The organism is Morganella morganii (genome assembly GCF_019242955.1).
In the GTDB taxonomy this organism is placed as follows: Bacteria; Pseudomonadota; Gammaproteobacteria; order Enterobacterales; family Enterobacteriaceae; genus Morganella; species Morganella sibonii.
The window spans coordinates 736,377-759,916 of record NZ_CP066129.1; the positions used below are offsets into that span (position 1 = coordinate 736,377).

At 53.8% G+C, this 23,540-nt stretch carries 18 protein-coding genes; 10 read left to right on the forward strand and 8 right to left on the reverse strand.

Annotated elements, in window-relative coordinates; translation table 11 throughout:
* The first annotated feature begins 82 nt into the window (after window positions 1-82).
* The 8 genes from JC793_RS03305 (at window position 83) to JC793_RS03340 (ending at window position 8,829) form a co-directional block, all read left to right on the forward strand.
* Window positions 83-649, forward strand: coding sequence for a BMC domain-containing protein (locus JC793_RS03305; protein WP_166707043.1), 567 nt, complete (start codon window positions 83-85; stop codon window positions 647-649).
* Complete coding sequence (locus tag JC793_RS03310) at window positions 642-1,994, forward strand: 4Fe-4S dicluster domain-containing protein (RefSeq protein WP_046892033.1); 1,353 nt, start codon at window positions 642-644, stop codon at window positions 1,992-1,994. Before JC793_RS03305 ends, JC793_RS03310 begins: the two co-directional genes overlap by 8 nt.
* A gap of 2 nt (window positions 1,995-1,996) precedes the next feature.
* Window positions 1,997-2,551 carry a BMC domain-containing protein gene (locus JC793_RS03315; protein WP_046892034.1) on the forward strand — a complete coding sequence of 185 codons (555 nt, stop codon included), beginning with the start codon at window positions 1,997-1,999 and terminating at the stop codon, window positions 2,549-2,551.
* A gap of 35 nt (window positions 2,552-2,586) precedes the next feature.
* Window positions 2,587-3,621, forward strand: coding sequence for an HTH-type transcriptional regulator EutR (gene eutR, locus JC793_RS03320; protein WP_230059469.1), 1,035 nt, complete (start codon window positions 2,587-2,589; stop codon window positions 3,619-3,621).
* Window positions 3,622-3,837: 216 nt separating this feature from the next.
* Window positions 3,838-4,881 (forward strand): L-asparaginase 2, encoded by a 1,044-nt coding sequence (ansB, locus tag JC793_RS03325; protein ID WP_166707046.1) that lies wholly within the window; start codon window positions 3,838-3,840, stop codon window positions 4,879-4,881.
* A gap of 341 nt (window positions 4,882-5,222) precedes the next feature.
* Entirely contained in the window at window positions 5,223-7,187 is a 1,965-nt protein-coding gene (locus JC793_RS03330) for a TonB-dependent receptor plug domain-containing protein (RefSeq protein WP_247717122.1), read from the forward strand.
* A 12-nt stretch (window positions 7,188-7,199) separates the two neighbouring features.
* Window positions 7,200-7,919, forward strand: coding sequence for a (2Fe-2S) ferredoxin domain-containing protein (locus tag JC793_RS03335; protein WP_218427468.1), 720 nt, complete (start codon window positions 7,200-7,202; stop codon window positions 7,917-7,919).
* Between the two features lies 1 nt (window position 7,920).
* Window positions 7,921-8,829: an ABC transporter substrate-binding protein gene (locus tag JC793_RS03340; RefSeq protein WP_218427470.1), complete on the forward strand. Its 909-nt coding sequence runs from the start codon at window positions 7,921-7,923 to the stop codon at window positions 8,827-8,829.
* 18 nt (window positions 8,830-8,847) lie between these two features.
* On the opposite strand, the gene JC793_RS03345 is transcribed toward JC793_RS03340, so the two are convergent.
* Window positions 8,848-9,570, reverse strand: coding sequence for an NUDIX hydrolase (locus tag JC793_RS03345; protein WP_218427472.1), 723 nt, complete (start codon window positions 9,568-9,570; stop codon window positions 8,848-8,850).
* A 159-nt stretch (window positions 9,571-9,729) separates the two neighbouring features.
* Between JC793_RS03345 and JC793_RS03350 the strand changes: the two genes are divergently transcribed.
* Both JC793_RS03350 and JC793_RS03355 read left to right on the forward strand, forming a co-directional pair.
* The gene (locus tag JC793_RS03350; RefSeq protein WP_052927093.1) at window positions 9,730-10,752 is read left to right on the forward strand and encodes an SPFH domain-containing protein; all 1,023 of its coding nucleotides are present in this window, start codon (window positions 9,730-9,732) and stop codon (window positions 10,750-10,752) included.
* Window positions 10,749-11,675, forward strand: coding sequence for a diacylglycerol kinase catalytic domain-containing protein (locus tag JC793_RS03355; protein WP_218427474.1), 927 nt, complete (start codon window positions 10,749-10,751; stop codon window positions 11,673-11,675). The genes JC793_RS03350 and JC793_RS03355 overlap by 4 nt, the downstream gene beginning before the upstream one ends.
* Before the next feature lie 69 nt (window positions 11,676-11,744).
* Here the strand turns inward: JC793_RS03355 and JC793_RS03360 are convergent, their stop codons facing one another.
* The 7 genes from JC793_RS03360 to ygfK all read right to left on the reverse strand — a co-directional run bounded on the left by JC793_RS03360 (window position 11,745) and on the right by ygfK (window position 23,296).
* A complete protein-coding gene (locus tag JC793_RS03360; protein ID WP_141651494.1) occupies window positions 11,745-11,972 on the reverse strand; it encodes a hypothetical protein in 228 nt (75 codons plus the stop codon).
* Window positions 11,973-12,347: 375 nt separating this feature from the next.
* A complete protein-coding gene (locus JC793_RS03365) occupies window positions 12,348-13,715 on the reverse strand; it encodes an NCS2 family permease (protein WP_166707050.1) in 1,368 nt (455 codons plus the stop codon).
* Window positions 13,716-13,772: 57 nt separating this feature from the next.
* Window positions 13,773-15,089: a guanine deaminase gene (gene guaD, locus JC793_RS03370; RefSeq protein WP_046892044.1), complete on the reverse strand. Its 1,317-nt coding sequence runs from the start codon at window positions 15,087-15,089 to the stop codon at window positions 13,773-13,775.
* Window positions 15,090-15,149: 60 nt separating this feature from the next.
* A complete protein-coding gene (locus JC793_RS03375) occupies window positions 15,150-18,020 on the reverse strand; it encodes a molybdopterin-dependent oxidoreductase Mo/Fe-S-binding subunit (protein WP_218427476.1) in 2,871 nt (956 codons plus the stop codon).
* A 4-nt stretch (window positions 18,021-18,024) separates the two neighbouring features.
* Window positions 18,025-18,798, reverse strand: a complete 774-nt coding sequence (gene ygfM, locus JC793_RS03380; protein WP_218427478.1) for a molybdopterin-dependent oxidoreductase FAD-binding subunit — start codon at window positions 18,796-18,798, stop codon at window positions 18,025-18,027.
* Between the two features lie 59 nt (window positions 18,799-18,857).
* A complete protein-coding gene (gene ssnA, locus JC793_RS03385; RefSeq protein WP_218427480.1) occupies window positions 18,858-20,183 on the reverse strand; it encodes a putative aminohydrolase SsnA in 1,326 nt (441 codons plus the stop codon).
* A gap of 2 nt (window positions 20,184-20,185) precedes the next feature.
* Window positions 20,186-23,296 (reverse strand): putative selenate reductase subunit YgfK, encoded by a 3,111-nt coding sequence (ygfK, locus tag JC793_RS03390; protein ID WP_218427482.1) that lies wholly within the window; start codon window positions 23,294-23,296, stop codon window positions 20,186-20,188.
* Window positions 23,297-23,540: the final 244 nt, after the last annotated feature.

Below are 23,540 nucleotides of genomic sequence, written 5' to 3' on the forward strand. Positions count from 1 at the left end.
TCATTCAGGACGCAGCCAACGAACCTGCGGTCTGAATGAATAAGGGTATAGTCAGTTCAGTCATTAACACAGGAGATAGGCCATGATCGATTCACTGGGATTACTGGAAGTATACGGCCTGGTGTCCGGCATTGATGCGGCGGATGCGATGCTGAAGTCGGCCAATGTCCGCATCCTTAACTATGAAATGGTGATCCCGGGGATGGTGACGCTTGTTGTTGAGGGCGATCTGGCGGCGTGCCGTGCGGCGGTGGATGCGGGGATTGCTGCGGCAACCCGCACCGGTAAAGTGATTGGCCATAAGGTCATCGGTCGTCCGGATGGTGATACCGAATGGCTGGTCACCGGTTTCAGCGGTGTGCCGGTTAAGGTAAAACCGCAGTCTCCGGCACCGGTACCGGCGTCTGAACCGGCTCCGGCTCCGGCCGCGACGGCAGTGTCTGCTGCCGCCCCGGATGCGGATGCCATGATGACGTTTGCCGCTGAAGCCAAACACCGCCACGGCGTGACCGCCGGAGAAGCGGCCATGCATTTCAGCTGCCTGATAGAGGACAGTCGTGATGTGCTGGAGAACCTGTTTAAGCAGGGTAAACTGCGCAAACGCGGCAGCCGCTACCGGGTAAAACAGGAGGGAAACCGCGATGAGTAATCTGATGCCGGGTCTGCATGAGTGCGGGCCCGAAATCATTCGTCAGCGTGTGCAGGATGCAGGGGTTGTCGGCGCAGGCGGGGCGGGTTTCCCGACCCACGTCAAGCTGGCGGCTGAGGCTGAAATTTATCTCGTCAATGCGGCTGAATGTGAGCCGCTTTTGCAGGTGGATCAGCAGCTGGCCGTTTGTGAGGCGGATGCGATGATCCGCGGTTTGCTCTATGCAATGCGTGCCACCGGGGCGAAAGAGGGCATTATTGCCATCAAAGGCAAGCATCAGGCTGCTATTGATATCCTGAATGCCCGCGTGCCGGATTCTGTCCGTCTGCATATCCTGCCGGATGTCTATCCGGCCGGTGATGAAGTGATCACTATCTGGCTGGCGACCGGCCGCCGTGTGCCGCCTGCGGCACTGCCGCTGTCTGTCGGTGTGGTGGTCAGCAATGTGCAGACCCTGATCAATGTGGCGTATGCCGTTGAACAGGAGCAGGCCGTGACACACCGCGTCTTAACAGTGAACGGCGCGGTTCATCATCCTGTTACCGTTTCCGTCCCGGTCGGCACCACACTGCGTGAAGTGCTGGCACTGGCAGGCGGAGCCACCATCAGTAACCCGGCGTATATCAACGGCGGGCCGATGATGGGCAAATTACAGACATCCCTTGATGATGCTGTGACCAAAACCACCGGCGGCTTATTAGTCCTGCCGGATGACCATATTTTAATTCAGCGCCGGACACGTTCGGAGCGCACGGTGATCAACCAGGCGCGCACCGTATGTGAACAGTGCGGAATGTGTACCGAGCTCTGCCCGCGTCATATGATCGGCCACGAACTGCCGCCGCATCTGATTGTCCGCGCGGTCGGTTATGAGCAGATCTCCGCGCCGTCAGCCGTCGTGGCTGCACTGACCTGTTCAGAATGTGCGATTTGCGAAGCCTGGTCCTGCCCGGTGGAAATCTCGCCGATGCGCCTCAATCAGATGCTGAAAGTGAAGCTGCGCGAAGAAGGGATCCGCTACGAAGGTGAACTGCGCCCGGAAGATCCGATGGCTCAGCACCGCATGCTGCCGGTCAAACGCCTGGTCCGCCGTCTGGAACTGACAGAATTCATGCACAAAGCGCCGATGGCCGATGAGATCTATGCGCCGCAACAGGTGATTATTCCGCTGCGCCAGCATATCGGAGCCCCGGCGGTGCCGGTTGTCAGTGAGGGGGATAAAGTCACGGCGGGCATGCTGATCGCCGCTATCCCGGAAAAAGCACTGGGTGCGCCGGTTCACGCCAGTATCAGTGGTGTGGTTCGTCATATTGACAGCACGGCTGTCACGATAGAGAAGGAATAACTATGCACAGTGCAATTGCGATGGTGGAACTGTCCAGCATCGCCAAAGGGATGGAAGTCACCGATTTTATGCTCAAAAGTGCGGAAGTCACGTTGCTGATGGGCAAAACCGTGTGTCCCGGCAAATATGTGGTGATGGTCGGCGGTGATGTTGCTGCCGCACAGCAGGCAATGCAGTGTGGTGTTGAAAAAGGCGGCGCACAGGTGGTGGATGAGTTTCTGCTCAGTAATATCCACCCGGACGTACTGCCCGCTATCGGCGGCGTGACGGATGTGAATGCCCGCGAAGCCGTCGGGGTCGTGGAAACCTTTAGTGTCGCGACCTGCATTGAAGCGGCGGATTTTGCTGTTAAAGCCGCCGGCGTCACGTTAATACGACTTCATATGGCGTATGGTATCGGGGGTAAATGTTACTTTGTGATGAGCGGCGATGTTGCAGACGTCGAAACCGCCAAAAAAGCCGCATCACAAGTCGCCGCAGATAAAGGTGCGCTGGTTTACAGCATGGTCGTACCGAATCCTCATCCCGATTTCTGGCAGCAATTGGTCGCTGGTTAACATTTATGGCGGCCGTTCATTTTGGGGAAAGAATAATGATGAAAAAAATCACACCAGATTTACATCACCTTAATGATGAAGTGCCGCATGACCGCGATCTCAGACCTATCGTGATCGAGCAGAATTTTACACAACGTTATACCCATGATGCCTATGATCAGGCCTGTGCTATTACGGCCTGGCAGCAGCTTTATGATCAGCTGACGCCGGGACGGTTTGAAGGTGAACTGACCGAAACCCTGTTTGACGGGCTTCAGGTGTTCCACGAATACACCAATCTGTCTCTGCGCCAGTCCTGTATGGTCTGGCCGAATGCGTTCTGGTTCGGTATTCCCGGGGAGCAGCAGAATACCGGTTATATCGGCAATCAGATGCTGTGCCGCCAGAAAATCGCGGTGCGTCCGGGCGGGAAAGAGTTTGAGCTGAGCACGCCGGATGACTATCACATCCAGGGGCTGGTGATCTCTCACGATATCCTGAAAAAACACTCGGTTGTGTTACAAAACCCGGAGCGGCTGATGAATCTGCTCAGCGAAAATCCGGCTGTGGGCGTGAACCCCTTCAAAAAAGAGGCGATCTGGCAGTATATCCGCCATGCCCTCTGGCACTCCAAAATTGAGCAGGAGCGCAACCGCACCGTCAGCCGTGTCCTGAGCCACAACCTGCTGACCGCATTTCTCGGGTTACTGGAAGATGCCAGCACCGTGGCGGATGAGCACTACACCAATCGTGTGAACTACCTGAAACTGGTGTCCAAAGCCCGTGAGTATCTGTTTGAGAATGCCACCGAACCGGTGACTGTCCTCGAGCTGTGTAACGAGCTGTATGTCAGCCGCCGCACGCTGCAAAACGCTTTCCAGCAGGTACTCGGTATTGGTCCGAATGCGTATCTGAAAACGATCCGCCTCAACGCTGTGCGCCGTGAACTGGTCAGCCCGTACTCAAAACAGACTACCGTCAAAGACGCGGCAATGCAGTGGGGATTCTGGCATCTCGGGCAGTTCGCTACCGATTACCAGCGCCTGTTTAATGAAAAACCATCGGAGACGCTGAGCCGCCGTCTGATGTAGTTTTGTCCCGCTTTCCGCTTTCTGACCTGCATCGTGCTGAGTTTTCCGGCAGGTCAGGGAGGCTGCACCTGCGTTATCATTGTAAAATCCCGTCACCGATCTCATTTTTAGCATCTTGCTGTGAATATTCTCCATAAGAAGAATTTAAATATCCAATTAGTTCTATATTTATTAATTGGATATTTATAATTCTACTGAGCAACGGAGTATTCAGGTATGAAAAACCGCAACAAAATTCTGCTGTCCGCGTTGATATCTCTCTTTATGACCCCGGCGTTTGCACTTCCTTCCGTGACAGTTCTGGCCACCGGCGGCACGATTGCCGGCGGCGGTGAATCGTCGGTTTCGTCCGGCTATCAGGCCGGAAAAGTGGGAATCGATGCGCTGATTGATGCCGTACCGGAAGTCAAAGCACTGGCCGATATCAGTGGTGAGCAGATTGTGAATATCGGCTCACAGGATATGAATGACAAGGTGTGGCTGACGCTGGCACAGGAAATTAACCGGACCTGTGATAAAACCGACGGATTCGTGATCACACACGGCACCGATACGCTGGAGGAAACCGCGTATTTTCTTGATCTGACGGTATCGTGCCGCAAACCGGTTGTGCTGGTGGGGGCAATGCGTCCGTCCACCGCGCTGGGCGCGGATGGTCCGCTGAATCTCTATAATGCAGTGGTGCTGGCGACAGATAAACAGGCGGCCGATCGCGGTGTGCTGATGGTGATGAATGACAAGGTGATCAGCGGGCGTGATGTGGTCAAAATGAACACGACGGAAGTGCAGGCATTTGAAGCGGTGAATGCCGGTGATACCGGATTTATTCATAACGGTAAAGTGACCTATTATCAGGCCGCGCAACCACGTCAGGCCGGTGCGGTGTTTGATGTCAGTAAACTCAGCGAACTGCCGGAAGTCGGCATTGTTTATAATTATGCCAATGCGTCAGATGCGCCGGTAAAAGCCCTGCGGGACGAGGGAAATGCCGGGATTATCAGTGCCGGAGTGGGCAACGGTAATATGTATAAGGGTATTTTTGATGCATTAGCCGCGGCAGCCAAAGACGGTGTGGTGGTTGTCCGCGCCAGCCGGGTGCCAACGGGCTATACCACCCGTAACGCAGAAGTGGATGATGACGCATACGGCTTTGTGGCTTCCGGCAGGCTGAATCCGCAAAAAGCCAGGGTGTTACTGCAACTGGCGCTGACACAAACCACTGATCCACAAAAAATTCAGTCACTCTTCGAAAAATATTAATTACGCGTTTTTTCAGACCGCAACCCTCCGTATTCAGAGAGTTGCGGTTTTTTATTACCGGATCTGTTTTTATGTCATTGTTGTTATGTTATAACATATCAATTGATGGATTTAAGGAGATAGTTGTCATTAATGATAATTAACAAATGAAACAAAAAAGACACAGCAACCCACAGGAATTTAAAGAAAAAAGGGGCTGAATCTGTCCGTATTCACAAAGCGGGAAAAAGAACTGTTCTCATATTTACCCATTGAATTCGTTCAGTATATTGTCTGGTTCTGAGTCAGGGTGACTCTGTCTTCACGGCATGTATCACAACAAAATAATAAAAGAGAAAGGTATGAAATCAGTTAAGTTTGCATTGGCACCGTTATCCGCCATGGTGCTGTTATCGTTCTGTGCACAGGCCGGAACACAGGGAAATAATGACGACACGATTATTGTCCGATCCTCCACGATTGAATCCACCACCGTTAATGAGCTGGCCGACTACGGGAATAAATTACAGGTTATTACCCGTGAGGAAATCCAGCGTTCAGGGCCGTCATCCGATTTAAACCAGGTATTACAGCAATATGTGCCGGGGTTATATGTTTCTCTGGGACAGGGGGCTTACGGTTACGGAAAATATTCTTTTATGGGCGGCCGTCCGGATGACACCTTAATTCTGATTGACGGCGTCCGTCTGAATAACCGCCTGTTCGGCGGGATCTATCTTGATACCCTGCCGCTGATTGCGATTGACCGCATCGAAGTGTTACAGGGGGCACAAAGTCTCTCCTTCGGTACTCAGGCGATCAGCGGTGTGATTAACATTGTCACCAAAAAGCCGACTTCAGAAGTGCTGTCCGGTGAATTCAGTGTCGGCGCGGATACGGATAAAGGCCGTTACGGTGAAGGGTATATCGAGAAAGCGTTTGATAACGATATCGGTAAAACCGGTCTGATGGCGTGGGTGACCCGCAGTAAATCAGATGGTTATCAGCCGTACCGTGACAGTGATTATAACGGAACGATTGGTCAGAAAAAACGTGGCTATGACGTAACCTCTGTTGGTGTTCAGGTCACACAAACTATTGCGGATGCTGCGCAGTTACAGGGATTCTACCAGTATACGCAGGCGGATCTGGATATGGTGTCCCCGAACCATCACCGCCAGGCGATGAATAAACGAGATCACCATCTGGCGACGGTTTCCTTCGAGCACTTCCTGACACAGGACACCAGTTACTCCATCCGTGCACATCTTAATGACTGGAACACCCGCTATGACCGCAGCCGTTATCTGGCTGACGGCTCTGTGGATATCCAGAATGACGATTCTTACTGGGGATTCCGCGACTACGGTATTCAGGCGCAGGTCAAATCTTACCTGTTCGGGGATAATGAGTTTGTCCTCGGCACGGATAACCAGTGGTACAAAGGTAAAGATGAAGTCATGAAGATCGAAACAGATACCGCAAAAGCGAACGCTGTTTATCTTCAGGTACGTCCGGATGTGCCGGTGTTACCGGAACTGAAACCGAGTCTCGGTGTGCGTTATGAGCGCTTTGAGGGCGGTCAGGATGCGACGGTCTGGATGGCGAGCACCAAATATGAAGTGAATGAAAAACTCAGTTTACGCGGCCAGGTGGGAACGGCATTTAAACTGCCGAACGCAGAGCAGTTGTTTGTGAATGATGAAAGCAAGCAAACCATTGGTGATGCCAATCTGAAAGCGGAAACCAGTAAAAATATCGAAGCCGGATTTGATTATCTGACGCAGTGGGAAAACGGCGGAGCCTGGCAGTTCGGCGCAACAGCTTATGCGCGTGAAATCAATGATCTGATCACCACAGTGAAAGTCGGTAAATATGACAAATGGGTGAACGGTGACGGTGAAATCCGCACCAAAGGCGTGGTGCTCTCTACAAAACTGAACTTTGATGAATCCTGGTATGTCTCCGGGGATATCACCCGCAACTGGCTGGATACCAAAAATGGCGCGACACTCAACGACATCCCTGAGTTTTTTACCCGCGGCCGTGTCGGTTATGACGCCCCGGCGAAACAGTGGGGCGCGGAACTGGCTGCCCGTTATGTGGGGGAACTGAAATCCGGCAATGATACCTACGGCCACTACACCGTATTTGATGCCAGCGCCTGGCTGTATGTTGATCATGCGCAGCAGCATAAATTGACGCTGCTGGTGGAAAACCTCTTTGACCGCGATTATCCGGCGGGGCTGACCAGCAACGGCCTGGAAAAAGTGGATAACCTCGGTCGTCCGTTAACCGCTGAACTGCGTTATACCTACCGTTTCTGAGGACACTGAGCTATGGGAAAGAATGTCACACTGTATCTGAATACGTTGCAGAATGACGCGTGCTTACCGGCCGGTTTCTGGCTGTCGCTCAGTGAGAGAGGCTTTCCCGGTGATACCGCCTGCTGTGCAGACAGCGGGGCGGTATTACATCAGCTGGGAGAAACAGTCACACAGGATACCCGTTGTGTCCTGCTTATGGTACTGACCGATCCGGCGCAATCCGGTGAAAAACTGATGTCCCTGATATCGGAACTGGTTCAGGCGATTGCGGAGCATTACCCGCAGTTACGGGTATTCCGGAGTTTGTGTGTACTTACCGGGGCGGATGCGGCAGCGGATGCCAAACAGGCCGGTGATGTGATGACGGAACTGGAAAAACAGTCAAACAGCCGTGAGCCGAAAGCAGAATCGAATCCGAACTGGGAAAAAACGCCGCCGTACCGCTATCACCTGTTCTTCTGTATGGGGCCGCGCTGTGTCTGCCGCGGGGCTAAATCGCTGCTGACGCAGCTGCGCCATCAGCTGGCGGCACGCAACCTGTTTGAAAATGAAAACGGTGTGCTGCTGACCCGATCGCACTGCCAGTATCCCTGCAATCAGGGGCCGCTGGTCACGGTTTATCCGGATAATTTATGGTATCGCCTGACCACGCCGGAAGAGATCCATCTGTTTGTGTCTGAGCAGATAGAACAGGGAAGAGTGGTGCCGTCATTGCTGGCGGAGCACAAATAAGATGGGGATTGCCCGCTATGCGCTCAGTGCGGTGCTTCTGCTGCTGTCAGCGGGGGCGTCAGCGGGAAACCGTTGTGAGCCGCAGTGGGATCAGTCTGCACCGCCGCAGTATATCATTGCCATGAATCAGCATGCTGCCGATATGCTGCTGGCGCTGGATGCCGGGCCGCAGATGCTGGGTGTCAGTTATATTGATGATTCAGCGGAGGCGGTAACTTCCGGCCGTTACCACGGCATTCCGGTCTTTTCGGCCAAATACCCCGCGACGGAGAAACTGATCGCCTCCGGGGCGGATTTTGTTGTTGCCGGGTTTTCCTCTGCCTTTATGGCCTCAATGGGCGGACAAAACGATCTGCAACGTGCGGGGATCGGCAGCTATCTGATGGCATTTGCCTGTGAACGTCAGGCATACAGCGGATTTGACAGTATTAAAACGGATTTGTACCGGCTGGGAAAAATCCTCGGCCGGGAAAAAGAGGCAGATGCTGCGGTGGCCCGTATCGATGCCACACTGGCACAGGTAAAAGCCCTGCCGCCGCTCTCCCGTAAACCCACTATCTTTTACCTCGACAGCCAGAGCGACACCCTGATGTCACAGGGGAAAAAAGGGTTTATGACCGAAATTATCACGCTGGCGGGAGGCGAAAATACCTTTATAAACATGCCGATGGCCGGTATTCACGTCTCCCCGGAAGTCTTGCTGGATAAACAGCCGGACTATATCATCCTCGCAGATGCGGTCTGGTCACCGGCAGAAAAGAAAAAAGCCTGGCTGGCAAATCATCCGGCGCTGTCTCACCTGGAGGCCGTTAAAAACGGGCGTTACATTGTCATCCCGTTCAGCGGCGTTTATCCCAATGTGAAAAGCCCGGATGTGCTGCTGACGATCGCGGAAGCCGTCAGAAAATAGTCCGGACACAACAGCGTGTTATTCCCCGTCTGTCTCCAGGTTACGGATAAAACGGTACTCCTTTGATTCCGGCTTCAGACGGTACAGTGCCGCCGGACGACCGCGTTCAGCCCGTTTTTCACCGGTATCAATCAGCAAATCAGCCTGTTCAAGACGGCGGCGGAATGATTTTTTCTGGATCGGCTGACCAATCAGAATTTCATGAACATGCTGCAATTCCGGCAGGGTAAAGGTGTCCGGCAGCGCAAATCCCGGTACGACAGAATAGAGGGATTTCTGGCGCAGCCGCGCTCTGGCCTGACGGATAAGTAACTGGTGATCAAACGCCAGCTTCATATTTTCCGCTTCATCCAGCGGTATCCATCTGACGGAATTAACCGTATTAATCTGTTTTTCACACGCCTGCATGGCAATCAGCGCGGTATAGCAGACCGTAACTGACCAGCCGCGTTTGTCCCGCTGATCATTGCCGACTGTACATAACTGCTCAATGTACGGCGGCGTTACGCCGGTTTTTTCCCGCAGCTTCCGCAGTACGGTATCTTCCAGCGTTTTGTCCTGTGTCTCATCAACAAATCCGCCGGGCAGTCCCCATTTTCCTTTTTCCGGATGTTCCGCGCGTTCGGCCAGCAGCACGTGCAGCGTTTCATTGTGATAGGTAAAAAGCACAGCATCAACAGTCACCAGAGGCGACAAAAAATCACGGCGCTGATAACCGGCGAGATAAGTTTGTTCATCCATTTGTGTCACATCCTGAAACCGGGGTAAGTGATTCTATTGTAAGGAGAGAAATCCGGATTGCAAATTAAATGTCATTCAGACACTAATTCGGCTTGACATTAATAGTGTCAATAAGTCACTATATTGTTATTGTCATAACGACACTAATGAGGTGATACTATGTTTAATTTAAAATTCTTTAAAGCTGACCCGTCCACATTTGTTATCCGTTCTGTGAACGGTAATGTCAAACGTCAGGGGCAGGGGCTGAGTTTCTGGTACAACAGCGCGACCACATCGATCGCAGCATTGCCGTTAACGGCGCAGGAAACCCCGTTTATTTTTAATTTTCAGACCGCGGACTTTCAGAATCTCCGCGTTCAGGGACAACTCTCCTTTCAGGTCAGTGCACCGGAAAAAACGGCCGGGGTGCTTAATTTTGTGCTGAACCGGGACGGAAAAACTTACGCGACCGACGATCCGATGAAACTGAATGACCGGATTGTCCGTGCGGCACAAACCATTATCCAGGCGGAGATCCAATCCACGCCGCTGCGCCGCGCATTATTGCTCAGTCAGTCGCTGGTGGCGCTGGTACAGTCACGTCTGGCGCAGCAGGCAGCGGTTGAGGCGCTGGGGGTCACTATCCTGGATTTCTCTGTCACCGCCATTACCCCGACACCGGAAACGGCCCGCGCACTCGAAGCGGAAGCCAGGGAATCCCTGCTGAAAGAAGCGGATGATGCGATTTATGCACGGCGCAAATCCTCGGTTGAGCAGGAGCGTACGATCAAAGAGGCAGAGCTGGAGACGGATCTCTCTGTGCAGAAAAAAGAGCAGCAGATAGAGGAATCCCGGCTGGAAAATGAACGCACACTGCTGCGCGAGCAGGCAGCAATGTCGCAGGAACGGCTGGCGTCGGAGATTGGCGAGGAGCAGCAGCGTCAGACACTGGTTGCGCTCAGTGCGGATAACCAGCGCGTTCAGTCCGATGCGGATGCATACGCGATTGAAACCAAAATGAAAGCGTACCGCGAACTGCCGGTGGAAAATCTCAAAGCCCTTGCCCTGAGCCGGATGGCGCCGGAGCAGCTGATGGCGATGGCCTTTGAATCACTGGCACAGAATGCCGGAAAAATTGGTGAGCTGAATATCGCGCCGGATATGTTCAGTCAGATGATGAAAAAAGGAAGTAAAGCATGAGCCGCCGGGAGGAAGTACGGTTTGTCCTGGTCACACAGAAAACCCGGCTGCAGGAGCTGATCGCCCGTTTCAATACCTGGCCGCAGGCGAAGTTTTATCTGGAGCATAACGGTATCTCTGTCAGTGATTACCTGGCGGAACACGATCGCTACCAGGCGCAGCTGACAGAGGCGAAACGGATCCTGCTTCAGGCGGGACAGGTGCAGGTTCCGGATCGCACGCTGCTGCCGGGCTATCAGTTTTCTGACCGTGATATTGTGGTGATTATCGGCCGGGACGGGCTGGTGGCAAATACCCTGAAATACCTGAACGGCCAGCCGGTGATCGCGGTTAATCCCGACCCGGCGCGCTGGGACGGTATATTGCTGCCTTTTGAACTGCCGCAGCTGGAGTCGGTGGTGAAACGGACACTGAACCGGGATATGCCGTCGAAAGTTCTGAGTTTTGCACAGGCGGTCACCAATGACGGTCAGCAGATGCTGGCGGTCAATGACCTGTTTATCGGGCCGAAAAGTCACACATCGGCCCGTTATATTCTCAGTCACGGCGGGCAGTCGGAAGCCCAGTCTTCCTCCGGTGTGATTATCTCGACGGGGCTGGGTTCCACGGGCTGGCTGCAATCCGTTCTGGCCGGTGCGCTGGGGGTAACCGGCGGCAGTTCACACCCGCTGCGTGCCGGTATCGGCTGGTATGAAAAGCGGTTGCAGTACAGTGTGCGGGAACCGTTCCCGGGACGGACATCCGGAACATCGCTGATTTTCGGGGCGGTTGATAATACGATGACATTACAGCTTGAATCGCAGATGCCGGAAAATGGTGTTATTTTTTCTGACGGGATCGAATCTGATTTTCTGCATTTTAATGCCGGATGCATTGTCACAGTCAGTATTGCGGATATTCAGGGGCGGCTGATGTATGAATAAGAGAGATAAAACGGTGCATGAAAAAAGGGACACAACGCGTGTCCCGTTTGCCTGAAAGTGAGGCGACACTTAAGCGTGTTTTATTTTGCCTGCCCATGACGAGATTATGGAAACAGACTGGTCAACGATACCACCGATAGTTTTGCCGAATTTCTCACCACGGCCTGCGCTCTGCTCATTTTTTCTGTAGTAACCAACGATGCTGCCCACGCCGCGGCCGATTAATGCACCCGCATCAGAGTAAATACCGGCGCCGGAAACCATATCAATCTCAACCAGACTTAATTCTTTCATCATATATCCTTATTTTATTTTCCGTTTAATGGTTTTGTCATACAGCAGATATAACAATATTGCTGATAACAGCACTGTTTTAACTCCGGGGAAAAAAAACACAAGGTGCAAAAAGTGCTGATTCCGATTTACGTTATATACATCGGTTTTTGATTATCTGCTGATGGTTTTCAGCGCGAATTCACTGGCCGGAGACGTTATTTGATTGGTATTTATCAACTATTGATTATTATCAGATTTGAATCTGTTCCCGGAAACAGAACAGACAATATATAAAAATGAGCGATTCAGCCTTTTTACCGGCAAATACAGGGAGTGCTTTCGCGCTCCCTGTGATGATAATAATTAACGGATATTCAGTTTGTTCTGTCAGACGGATTAAATTGCCCAGCCGCCTGCATAGAATGCGACTAACACGATGGCGATAATCACGGTGCCGGTGTTGAGTTTGCGCCACTCTTTTGCCACCAGACGACCAATCACCAGGGTGACGTAGCCCAGCATAATACCGGTAACGATATTACAGGTCAGTACGATAAAGACCGCACACACCAGTCCGGACATCGCGTCGACGGAGTCATCGAAATCCAGTTTTGCCACATTACTCAGCATCAGCAAACCGACATACATCAGTGCCGGAGCAGTTGCATACCCGGGGATCAGGTATGAGAGCGGCGAGAAGAACAGGATCAGCAGGAACAGCACGCCGACGGTCACGGCTGTCAGCCCGGTTTTGCCGCCTGCGGCTGTCCCCGCAGCGGATTCGATATATACCGCCGCCGGAGAGGCCCCCACCGCACCGGAGATAATGGAACTGACGGAGTCCACGGTCAGGGCTTTGCCGCCGTTGATAATCTGATTATCTTTATCCAGCAGATTTGCCTGCCCGGCCACTGCGCGGATGGTCCCTGTGGCATCAAACACCGCTGTCATCACCAGCGCCAGTACGCTTGGCAGAACCGCTGTTTGCAGGGCGCCCATAATATCCATGCTGAATATCAGGGATTTTCCGTCCTCACCGCTCAGTGACGGCATGGCGATCAGCCCCTGATACGTAACATTCGGGTCAACAATCAGGCCGATAACCGAAATCCCGATAATCACCAGCAGTATCCCGCCCGGCACGCGCATTTTTTCCAGGCTGACAATCACCGCCAGCCCGATCAGCGACATCGCCACCGGGAAAGAGGTAAACGCCCCCATTGCCACCGGCAGACCTTCGAGCGGGTTTTTGATCACAAGGCCGACACCGTTGGCGGCGATCAGCAGTAAAAACAGGCCGATACCAATCCCGGTGCCGTGGGCTATCCCCATCGGCAGGTTTTTCAGTATCCAGTTTCGCACCCCGGTAACGGAAATCAGGGTAAAAATGACCCCCATCAGGAAGACGGCGCCGAGCGCAACCGGAATGCTGATTTGCTGCCCGAGCACCAGGCTGAATGCAGTAAAGGCGGTGAGTGAAATCGCACAGCCGATAGCCATCGGCAGGTTTGCCCACAGCCCCATCATCAGAGAACCGATACTGGCGACGAGACAGGTGGCGACAAAAATAGCGCCCGGCGGGAATCCGGCCTTACCGAGCATAGAGGGGACGACGATGACAGAATAGACCATGGCGAGGAAGGTGGTGACGCCCGCCAGAATCTCCCGTTTGACGCTGCTGCCGCGGGCGGAGATTTTAAAGTACGCATCAAGTGCGCCTTTCGCTGCCGCCCCGGAGTTATCCGGTGTTGTATTATCAGACATAATTGCAGACCCCGAGAATGAAATGAAAGTGTGTTTTAATCACAGCATTGGTGGGCGTCAGGTCCGTTCATAGACCAGACGTCCGTCGATGTAAGTCCGGTAAATGGTGCGGTCATCACCAAGCGCAATCATCACAAACAATTTCTCCGCCAGCGTGCGTGAGTTGTCATAACGCAACTGCTGGAGCGGGGTCGCGGTCGGTTCAAGTACCACAAAATCCGCTTCTTTGCCGGCGGCAAAGTTACCGATACAGTTATCCAGCCCTAATGAATGTGCCCCGCCGAGTGTGGCGAGATAAAAGGCTTCAAAGGCGGTTAAACAGGTTTTTTGTAACTGCATCACCTTGTAGGCTTCACTCAGTGTCTGCAGCATGTTGAAGGTCGTCCCGGCACCGACATCCGTACCAATTCCGACTTTCACTTTTTTCGCCAGCGCTTTTTTCAGATTAAACAGGCCGCTGCCGAGATAGAGATTTGATGTCGGGCAAAATGCCACTGCCGAGCCGGTATCGTGCAGGCAGTCCCACTCTTCTTCCTCAAGATGGATACAGTGGGCAAACACACTGCGTTCACCGGTCAGACCATAGTGATGATAGACATCCAGGTAGTTTTTGCTGTCCGGATAGAGTTCTTTTACCCACTCAATTTCTGCTTTATTTTCATTAAGATGAGTGTGAACCCACGTATCCGGATACTCTTCGCGCAGCCGCTGACATACCGCCAGCTGTTCCGGGCTGGAGGTCGGCGCAAAACGCGGGGTGATGGCGTAGAGCAGGCGCCCGTTCTTGTGCCAGCGTTCAATCAGCGCCTTACACTCCTCGTAACTGCTTTCCGGTGTGTCGGTGAGATAGTCCGGCGCGTTTCTGTCCATCATCACTTTACCGGTGATAAGGCGCATATTGAGCTGGCTTGCCGCATCAAACAGAGCGTTGACTGATTCCGGGTGAACAGTACTGAAGACCAGCGCGGTCGTGGTGCCGTTGCGCAGCAGTTGTTTGATAAAAAACGCCGACATTTCACGGGCGTAATCAATATCCTGATACAGTTTTTCGGTCGGGAACACGTGGCGGTTGAGCCATTCCAGCAACTGCTCGCCGTGAGCGCCGATCATCTCACTCTGCGGATAGTGAACGTGGGTATCAATAAAGCCCGGCACCACCAGTTTCCCGGTGTAGTCGCGGACACGGACCGTTTCCGGGATCAGATGTTTTCCCTCTTCCCACTCTCCGAACCACTCTATTTTTCCGTGCCGGATTAGCATTAGTCCGTCGTCGATCAGGCGGACTGCACCGGGCAGATCGTCCATCGAGGTCACTACGCGGGTGATATCCAGAAACTTCCCGCGTACCGCTTTGACGGTATGTTCAGACGACATAGCTGACTCCTCTGCTTACAAAAAGCCCTCACCGGAACCGGTGAGGGCGGGTTGGTTTAATTACATTTTGCCCAGGCCGCGCAGGATTTTTTCCGGTGTGAAGTGCCATTCACGCAGCCAGACACCACAGGCATCATGAATGGCCGTGGCGATGGCCGGTGCAGCGCCGTTAACCGCGATTTCCGAGATGGATTTCGCGCCGTACGGGCCGACCTGATCATCACTCGGCACCAGGAACGCGCGGAAATCACGCGGAATATCGCCGATCTTCGGTGCGCCGTAGGTTTTCAGATCGCGGGTCAGCGGCACACCTTTGGCGTCGTAGCGGATCTCTTCCGACATACTGTGGCCGATAGCACGCATGGAGGCACCGTAAATCTGACCCAGGGCCAGATCCGGGTTCACCGGCGTACCGCAGTCGAGCAGGGCGTAGAATTTATCCAGGCGGATCTCACCGGTACGGGTGTTCACCGCCACCTCGGCAAAGTTTGCCCCGTACGGGAAGGCAAAGTCCGGGGTGATATAGCTGGCGTTTGCCACCAGCACACCAAACCCGGTACCGCCTTCGGCAGCGTGTGCCAGATCCCCGAAGCTGATTTCACCTTTCTTACCGCGCACCACACCCGGTGCCGCAAGGGTGACATCCTCCGCCGGCTCACCGATTTGTGCCGCACCGTGGAACAGGATTTTCTTGCGCAGATTCTCTGCCGCCATTTTTGCCGCATTACCGGAGAAGCAGGTACCGGAGGAGGCATACGCCCCTTTATCAAACAGCGCATGGTCAGTATCCCCGGAGATAACATGGATATCATCCGGGCAGCAGCACAGCACTTCGGCGGTCAGTTTTTTGACCACGGTATCCAGACCGGTCCCGATATCCGCACCACCGGAGTGGACGATAAAGGTGCCGTCAGATTCCAGTTTGACCATACAGTTTGCCTGGTCGATATCCGGAATCCCGGATTTCTGCATGATAATCGCCACGCCGCGTCCGGTTTTCCAGTCGCCGTCCTGTTTGCGCGGGGAATCCCAGTCGATAAGCTCACGGCCTTTTTTCAGGATCGGGCCGAGGGCGCAGCTTGCAGCGGTCGGCACGGATGTCGGCATTTTACCTTCGCCTATAGCACCGAGGATCTTCAGTTCCTGGCCTTCATGCACGCGGTTGATTTCAATCAGATCCAGCAGATCGATATTCAGTTCTTTCGCCAGTTCGGCCAGGATCATGGTCAGGGCGAAGTTACCTTTCGGTGCCCCGTAACCCTGATATGCCCCGGTCGGACAGATGTTGGAGTAGTAAGTGGTGACCTGGAAATCGACGTTATCACACGGGTAGAGCGGCAGTGACAGCGCCGGGCCGTTACTCGGTACAGTGAGTGAGTGGTTACCGTAAGGGCCGGTGTTCGCCAGGAATTCCATGTTGATGGCGGTGATTTTCCCGTCTTTTTTCGCGCCCAGTTTGATTTTCACTTTCGCCACATGGCGGCTGGTGTTCGCGATAAACTCTTCTTCACGGGTGTAGCGGAATGACACCGGACGGCCGGTAACATACGTCGCCCACGCACAAACCTCTTCCAGCAGGATATCCTGTTTGGAGCCGAAGCCGCCGCCGACACGCTCTTTGATCACATGTACTTTGTTCTGTTTCAGGCCGAGAATACGCGCCACCTGGCGGCGTAAGTGCCACGGCACCTGAGTGGAGGCGTGGATCACCAGACGGTCACCGTTCATATAGGTGTAGCAGATATGCGGTTCGGTCGGGCACTGCTGAACCTGGCGGGATTCATAGGTGCGCTCGATAACGGTATCCGCTTCCGCAAAGCCTTTATCCAGATCCCCGATATGGCCGTGAACTCCGGCAGCAATGTTTTTGCACGGTTTTGCGCCGATCGGGAAGTTAATCTGCAAATGTTCGCCGCGATCTGCCGCGTTCTTATTCTGCTCGGCCAGGTCAGCCGGTGCGCCGTTAACATAAATTACCGGCTCATCATGCACCAGCGGTGCGCCATCGGCTTTGGCTTCATCGATAGACAGTACCGGTTTCAGCACATCATAGCTGACTTCAATTAAAGATAATGCTTTCAGTGCGATAGCTTCGTTTTCTGCCACAACGGCGGCGACACGGTCACCGACGTGACGGAGTTTTTTACCGAACATCCGGCGGTCAAGCGGAGACGGTTCCGGCGCACTCTGTCCGCCCGGGGTGTAATACACATCCGGACAGTTTTTGTGGGTTATCACATGCACCACACCCGGCAGTGCTTCGGCTTTGCTGACATCGAGATGAGTGATCAGCGCGTGCGCGTGCGGGCTGCGCAGCATTTTGATGACGCAGGTATTGGCCGGAATACGATCTTCCACATAGCACGGTTTTGCCTGCACCATCACGGCAGCATCAGTTTTCGGTGTGACTTTCCCGACAACAGTCAGGTCATCACGGAACGCCGGGGCGTTATCGGCTTTGTAGTGCGGATCTTTGCGGCGTTTCACCAGCAGATCAATAACTTCATAGAATTGCTGATAACCGGCGTCACGGCTGAACAGACCGGAAAGCGCATCATCAATCTGATCGCGATCCGGTTCCGGGATGCGTTTGATCAGGTCAGTCAGGATCAGGGCAGCGGCCGGGTCGTTATAACCGGACTGGATCACCCCCACATCGACCATGGCCTGCTGAACATCACTCAGTTCATTCCATTTGCCGAGTGATTCGGCGGTTTCAATCACTGCGCCTTCCAGTTGTGCGGCGATCAGCAGCGAGGCGTTAACAATACGGCCGTTGAATAAAATGGCGTCGGAGCCTGCGAAGCCGTAGCCGTCATCACTGTTACGCACCGAGTGCATACCCAGGCTGAACAGAATAGTGCGGACATTTTCGCCCGGAATGCAATCAAGCGAATGCGGGGTGCCGTTAAGTATAAAATGGACGTTCATTTCGTTATTCCTCCCCCATTTGCCGGCAGTCTGTCAGCAGGTCTGAAACTAAAATTCCGGTGATATAGCGTTTGTATTCTTCACTGCCCAGCAAATCCGCTTTCGGCTTCACCGCCTGACTGACGGCTTTTTCCAGCGCTTCCCCGCTGAGGTTTTTTGCTTCGATCTGTTGCAGGCGGCTGATACCGCAGCCAACACCATCAACCGCAATCCGCCGCTCATTATTGCCGGTCAGAGCCACCGCGGCGGTGACGACAGACCAGCCGTCCGCTGTTTCGCGGACCGTGCGGGTGGCGCAGCGGCGGAACGGGTCCTGTAAAATCAGATGGGTGATCAGGCGGTCATCCGGAGCGGCAAGATAGCTTTCCAGCGAAATGACATCATTGCTGGCCAGCTGAACCTGTGCATCCAGCACCAGCAGCACCGGCAGCAGAGTATGTTCGCGCTGACAGGCGGCGATCTCCCCGCCGATGGTGGCCTGATTACGGATGTGGCGTGAATAAACGAAACCGAGCGCATCATACAGCGCACGCGGGATAAGCGGGCTTTCACGCAGCGCTTCCAGCGTGACAACCGCACCGATACGCAGAATGCCGTCCTGCCACTCAATGGATTGCAGCGGCAGCAGTGACAGTGAGATAGCGACAGTGCGGTCAGTTTTGGTCGGTACCGCATTCAGTTTACTGCCGCCCGCAAACCAGACGGCGCTTTCCTGAAAGCGTTGTTTCAGCTCAGTTGCCTGCGCTAAGGTGGCAGGGCGGAAAAATTGTTCGATCATGGGTTACCCCTACATTGCTCTTCAGACCTGCGGCACTGCCGCAGGTCATGGTTTTTTTATTACAGTGCGTCCATCCGGGCCCACATCTTTTTCGCGGCTTTGCGTGCTTCTGCAAAGAGCGGTCCGGTATCAAACGGGAACTGACGGTTTTCATACACCATCACACCATCGACCATCACGCTGTTGACACTGTTGGAGCCTAAACCGAAGGCCAGGTGGCCCGGCAGGTTATCCCCGGTGAACGGTGTCGGCGGTGTGTAATCACAAATGGTCAGGTCAGCCTGATAACCGGCTTCCACGCGGCCGAACTGTTTGCCGAAGTTGCGTGCCAGCAGGCGGTTGCCGTTCCACAGGAAACGGGTAAAGCTGTCCGGCCACATCGGACCGCCCGCATCGCGGTGTTTGAAGAAAGCAAACTTCATTTCTTCTAACATATCGGAGCCGATACCGTCCGTGCCGAGCACCACGTTGTTGTAGTCACCCAGACGGTGGTTGTAGCCGACGTGGTTGTTCATATTGGAGCGGGCGTTGTGAACCAGGAAGCCATCTTTTTTATTCAGCAGCTCAATATCTGCGGAAGAAAGATACAGGCCGTGGGCGATCAGGGTTTTTTCATCAATCAGATCAAATTCACCGAGGCGGATCAGCAAATCCTTACCGTATTTGTCATGGCTGAAAGAGACGTCATAACTGTCTTCCGCCGCATGGATGTGCAGGCCGCGGCCGGTTTTTTTAATCGCTTCGCGCAGCATTTTCAGGCCTTCATCTGCTACGGTAAACGGTGCGTGCGCCCCGATATGGGCTTCCACCAGATAGCGGGATTTACCGCTTTTGCGCTCGCTGTCGATAAGCTCCGCAAAGGCGATATTTTCCTCAACTCCGGCTTCCAGCTCTTTCAGGCCGCCGTTGCGGTCAGTGGTTTCGTAGCAGGTCATGCCGCGCAGGCCGGCTTTCAGGAAGCCGTCACGCAGGGTTTTCAGGGAACCGGCGATATAGTTTGGTGAGGCGTGGTGATCAATCACCGAGGTACAGCCGCTCTTAATCGCTTCGAGGGAACAGATAAGGCCGCTGTAATAGAGGGATTCCTCATCCAGTGCGCGGTCGAGGCGCCACCACAGATTTTTCAGGGTGGAGATAAAATCCGGGCTTGGCGCGATATTCGCCATGATGCCGCGTGATAAACCGGAATAGAAGTGGTTGTGAGAGCAGACAATCCCCGGCATCACCAGTTTGCCGTTCATCTCTTTGACTTCCGCGCCCGGGTAACGGGAATGAAGCCCGTTACCCACAGCGGCAATTTTGTCACCCTCAATGGCGATATCGACCCCTTCGCGGATTTGCGCCGGTTCGAACTCAGTGATGGTGGCGTTTTTCAGAATCAGCATAATTATTTCTCCACCCGGCCTAACAGATAACGATAGTGTTTATGAACATGGCTCATGATGCGGCACATCTCTTCCAGTTCCTGCGGAACCCGGCTGAATTCCCCGTCAGCATCGAGTTGCAGTTTGCTGACTTTGCCGTCCAGGCGGACAGTAAAGGTGCTGCCGTCAGCCAGGAAGCCCGGGTTGGTGCTGTTTTCGAAGTCTTCCGGCAGGCTGAAGATAGTGACTTTGTCTTTGTACGGCTTGCCCTGCCACGGACAGAACTGGGCACAGTTACCGCACTCGTTACACATCGCATCCAGGTGCAGGGTCTGATAACGGTTACGGAAGCCCGGAATCGCCACGGAAATATTGGCGCGGTTCGGGCACACATCCACACATTTCGCACAGATATAGTTACATTCCAGGCAGCGCTCTGCTTCCTGTTTCACGAACGCTTCGCGGTCGTCGCTGTCCACCATCTGCACGGCGATAGCGCCTTTGCGGTCAGTGATATCCTGCGGGTCGACATTGAGCCAGTATTTATCACTGTAGTGAGAGAGGATATTTTCGCGCTCCAGAATGGCATCCGTTGCACGGCCCGCATCACCGATAGCCGCCACGATAGAAGACGGGCCGCTCTGTACGTCACCAATCAGGAACACATTGGCTCGGGTGGTTTCACCGCTGTTGCGGTATACCGCAGGCCAGCCGTCATCGCCCATCGGTACACCGATTTGTGACAGCACTTCGCAGTCCTGCTGTTCGCCGATAGCGGTGATCACGCTGTCGATTTTCAGGGTGACAGTCTCTTCTGTCGCCACCGGACGGCGGCGTCCTGATTCATCCGGCTCACCCAGCTTCATGGTGCGGACCAGCAGGGTGCCGTCAGCATTGAACTGCTCCGGATTGTGCAGGAACATGAATTTCACATCATCTTCCACCGCTTCTTCATACTCTTCCGGCCAGGCCGGCATTTCTGCCTGAGAGCGGCGGTAGATAACGGTCACATCTTCCACACCGGCAATCCGTTTGGCGGCGCGGGCGCAGTCCATCGCGGTGTTACCGGCACCGATAACGGCAACATGTTTGCCCATTTTCAGCGGTGCGTTGTTGTTGTAGTCATGCAGGAACGGCAGGGATTTATAGACGTTACGGTTATCCCCGGCGAGTTTCACGCCGCTGTTTTTATCTGTCCCGATCCCGACCAGCACATAGGTGAAACCCTGCTCCATCAGCTTATCAACGGTCAGACGCGGGTCACAGCCGTATTCAAATTTCACGCCGTGGTCAGCGACGAACTGAATATCATGTTCGATGGTTTCACGCGGGATGCGGAAGTGCGGGATGATATTCGCCACCACACCACCGGCATTGGCTTCTTTCTCAAATACCGTCACCGGATGACCGGCACGGGCGAGGAAATACCCGGCCGCCAGACCCGCAGGACCGGCACCAATCACCGCCACCGGATTTTTATCACCGGAACCGGCCGGTTTGTGCCAGCGGGCTTTGTACTCTTTCCAGCCTTTTTCCACCGCCACTTTTTTCAGTTCGCGGATATTCAGCGCGCTTTCGTAATCCAGACGGGTACAGTTGTACTGGCACTGGTGATCACAGATATGACCGGTGATAGCCGGCAGAGCGTTGCGCTGGTAAATCAGTTCCAGCGCATCCGTATAGCGTCCTTCGCCCAGCAGGCGGATATACTCAGGGATATCCTGTTTGATGGCACAGGCGGTCACACACGGTGCGACATAGCAGTCGGTCAGCGGCAGCGGGCCGCCCGCATCGATTTCCTGATCTGATTTCCAGTGTTTCTGGGTATATTCCATACTGACGGCGCGTTCTGCCAGCGCATTCAGTTTACCCACATCAATCTGCGTCATGCCCCACGCATCAGATTCATCCAGCTCGCGCAGGCACTCGGTCTGACGCATATAACCGCCCGGTTTCAGCAGGTCAGTTGCCATGGTGATAGGACGGATACCGGATTCAAAAATATCGCGGATATTAAATTTGCTGGCACCGCCGGAGTAAGAAACCGGCAGTTTGCCGTCAAAATGGCGGGAAAGCAGTGCGGCAACGTTGATGGAAAGCGGGAACAGGGCGCGGCCGGACATATACATCTCACCGCCCGGTAAGCGCCCTTTATTATTGATGGTGCCGAGGGTGTTGGTCAGTTTCACCCCGAAGCCACGGTTTACTTCCTTCGCCAGATCCAGCAGGCGCTGTAACATCTCGAGGGCGCGATCCAGTTTCAGGTCATGAGAAAATGACTCCTCACTCAGCCCGATATAATCAAAACCGCAGGTATCGAGGATTTCACGGACACGCGCAAAGCCGAGCAGTGTCGGGTTCAGCTTCACATAGGTGTTGATGCGTTTCTCTTCCAGCATGTAGCGGCAGATAGCCTCGATTTCATCCGGCGGACAGCCGTGCATGGTGGAGAGGGTCACGCCTTTGGATAAATCACCCGGTACACGGTCAGTCATAGCCAGAAGATCGGCTTTGCGATCGTCAAGACCCAGCTCTTTCAGGAAGCCCGGACGGGAAATAAAGGCTTTCATTTCCTCACGGTATTTCGCGAAGACCGGTAACTGGGAGGAATCCATCATCGCGTGGATATACTGCTGCATACGCGGCTGTTTAATCCCTTCCAGGTTATAACCGACACTCATATTAAAGATGAAGGATTTGGCCTCGCCTTTGGTGCGCGGGTCAAAAATGGCTTCTAACAAATGAAGGGCAAACCAGGCTTTGAGGTATTCGTCGTGGGCTTTCGGCAGGGTAAATTCGGTGGACCATTCGGTATTGAAACATTCGTCCTGAGCATCGATACACGGCTTTTCGAGCTCCAGTTCATCGAGGATCTGAACCGTTTTCACCTCGATAAAACGGCCGCCGGTCAGCCAGGAAACCACAATATTCTGAGCAAGCTGAGTATGGGGACCGGCCGCAGGGCCGATCGGCGTCTCGCAGGTTTCACCGAAGACGGACATCAGAGGATGCTGATGCTCTCTGCGGTAAAACTGCCGTTCATTGATACCAAAAATGGAACGGCTCGCCTTATATTCTTCAAAGATCCGGTTCAGAAGTTCGCCGAACGGGACGGGACGCATTATATCTCCCATAAAACTCTCCTTGCTGCAATATGAGGGGGCATGCCGGTGGAGCGGGACATGCAACTGTATGCACTCACAGTTGCAACAATTACGCCAGGATTGTTTGCAGCCGCCGATTTCGCGTTCAGAGAAATAAAAAAAATGTGAGATAAATCTAATCTTAGCAGCAAAGTGTGAAACAGCTCGCACAGCGCTAAATGAGAATATGAATCAATAAAAAATATCTTTATTACCATGGGATTAACATGTGAAT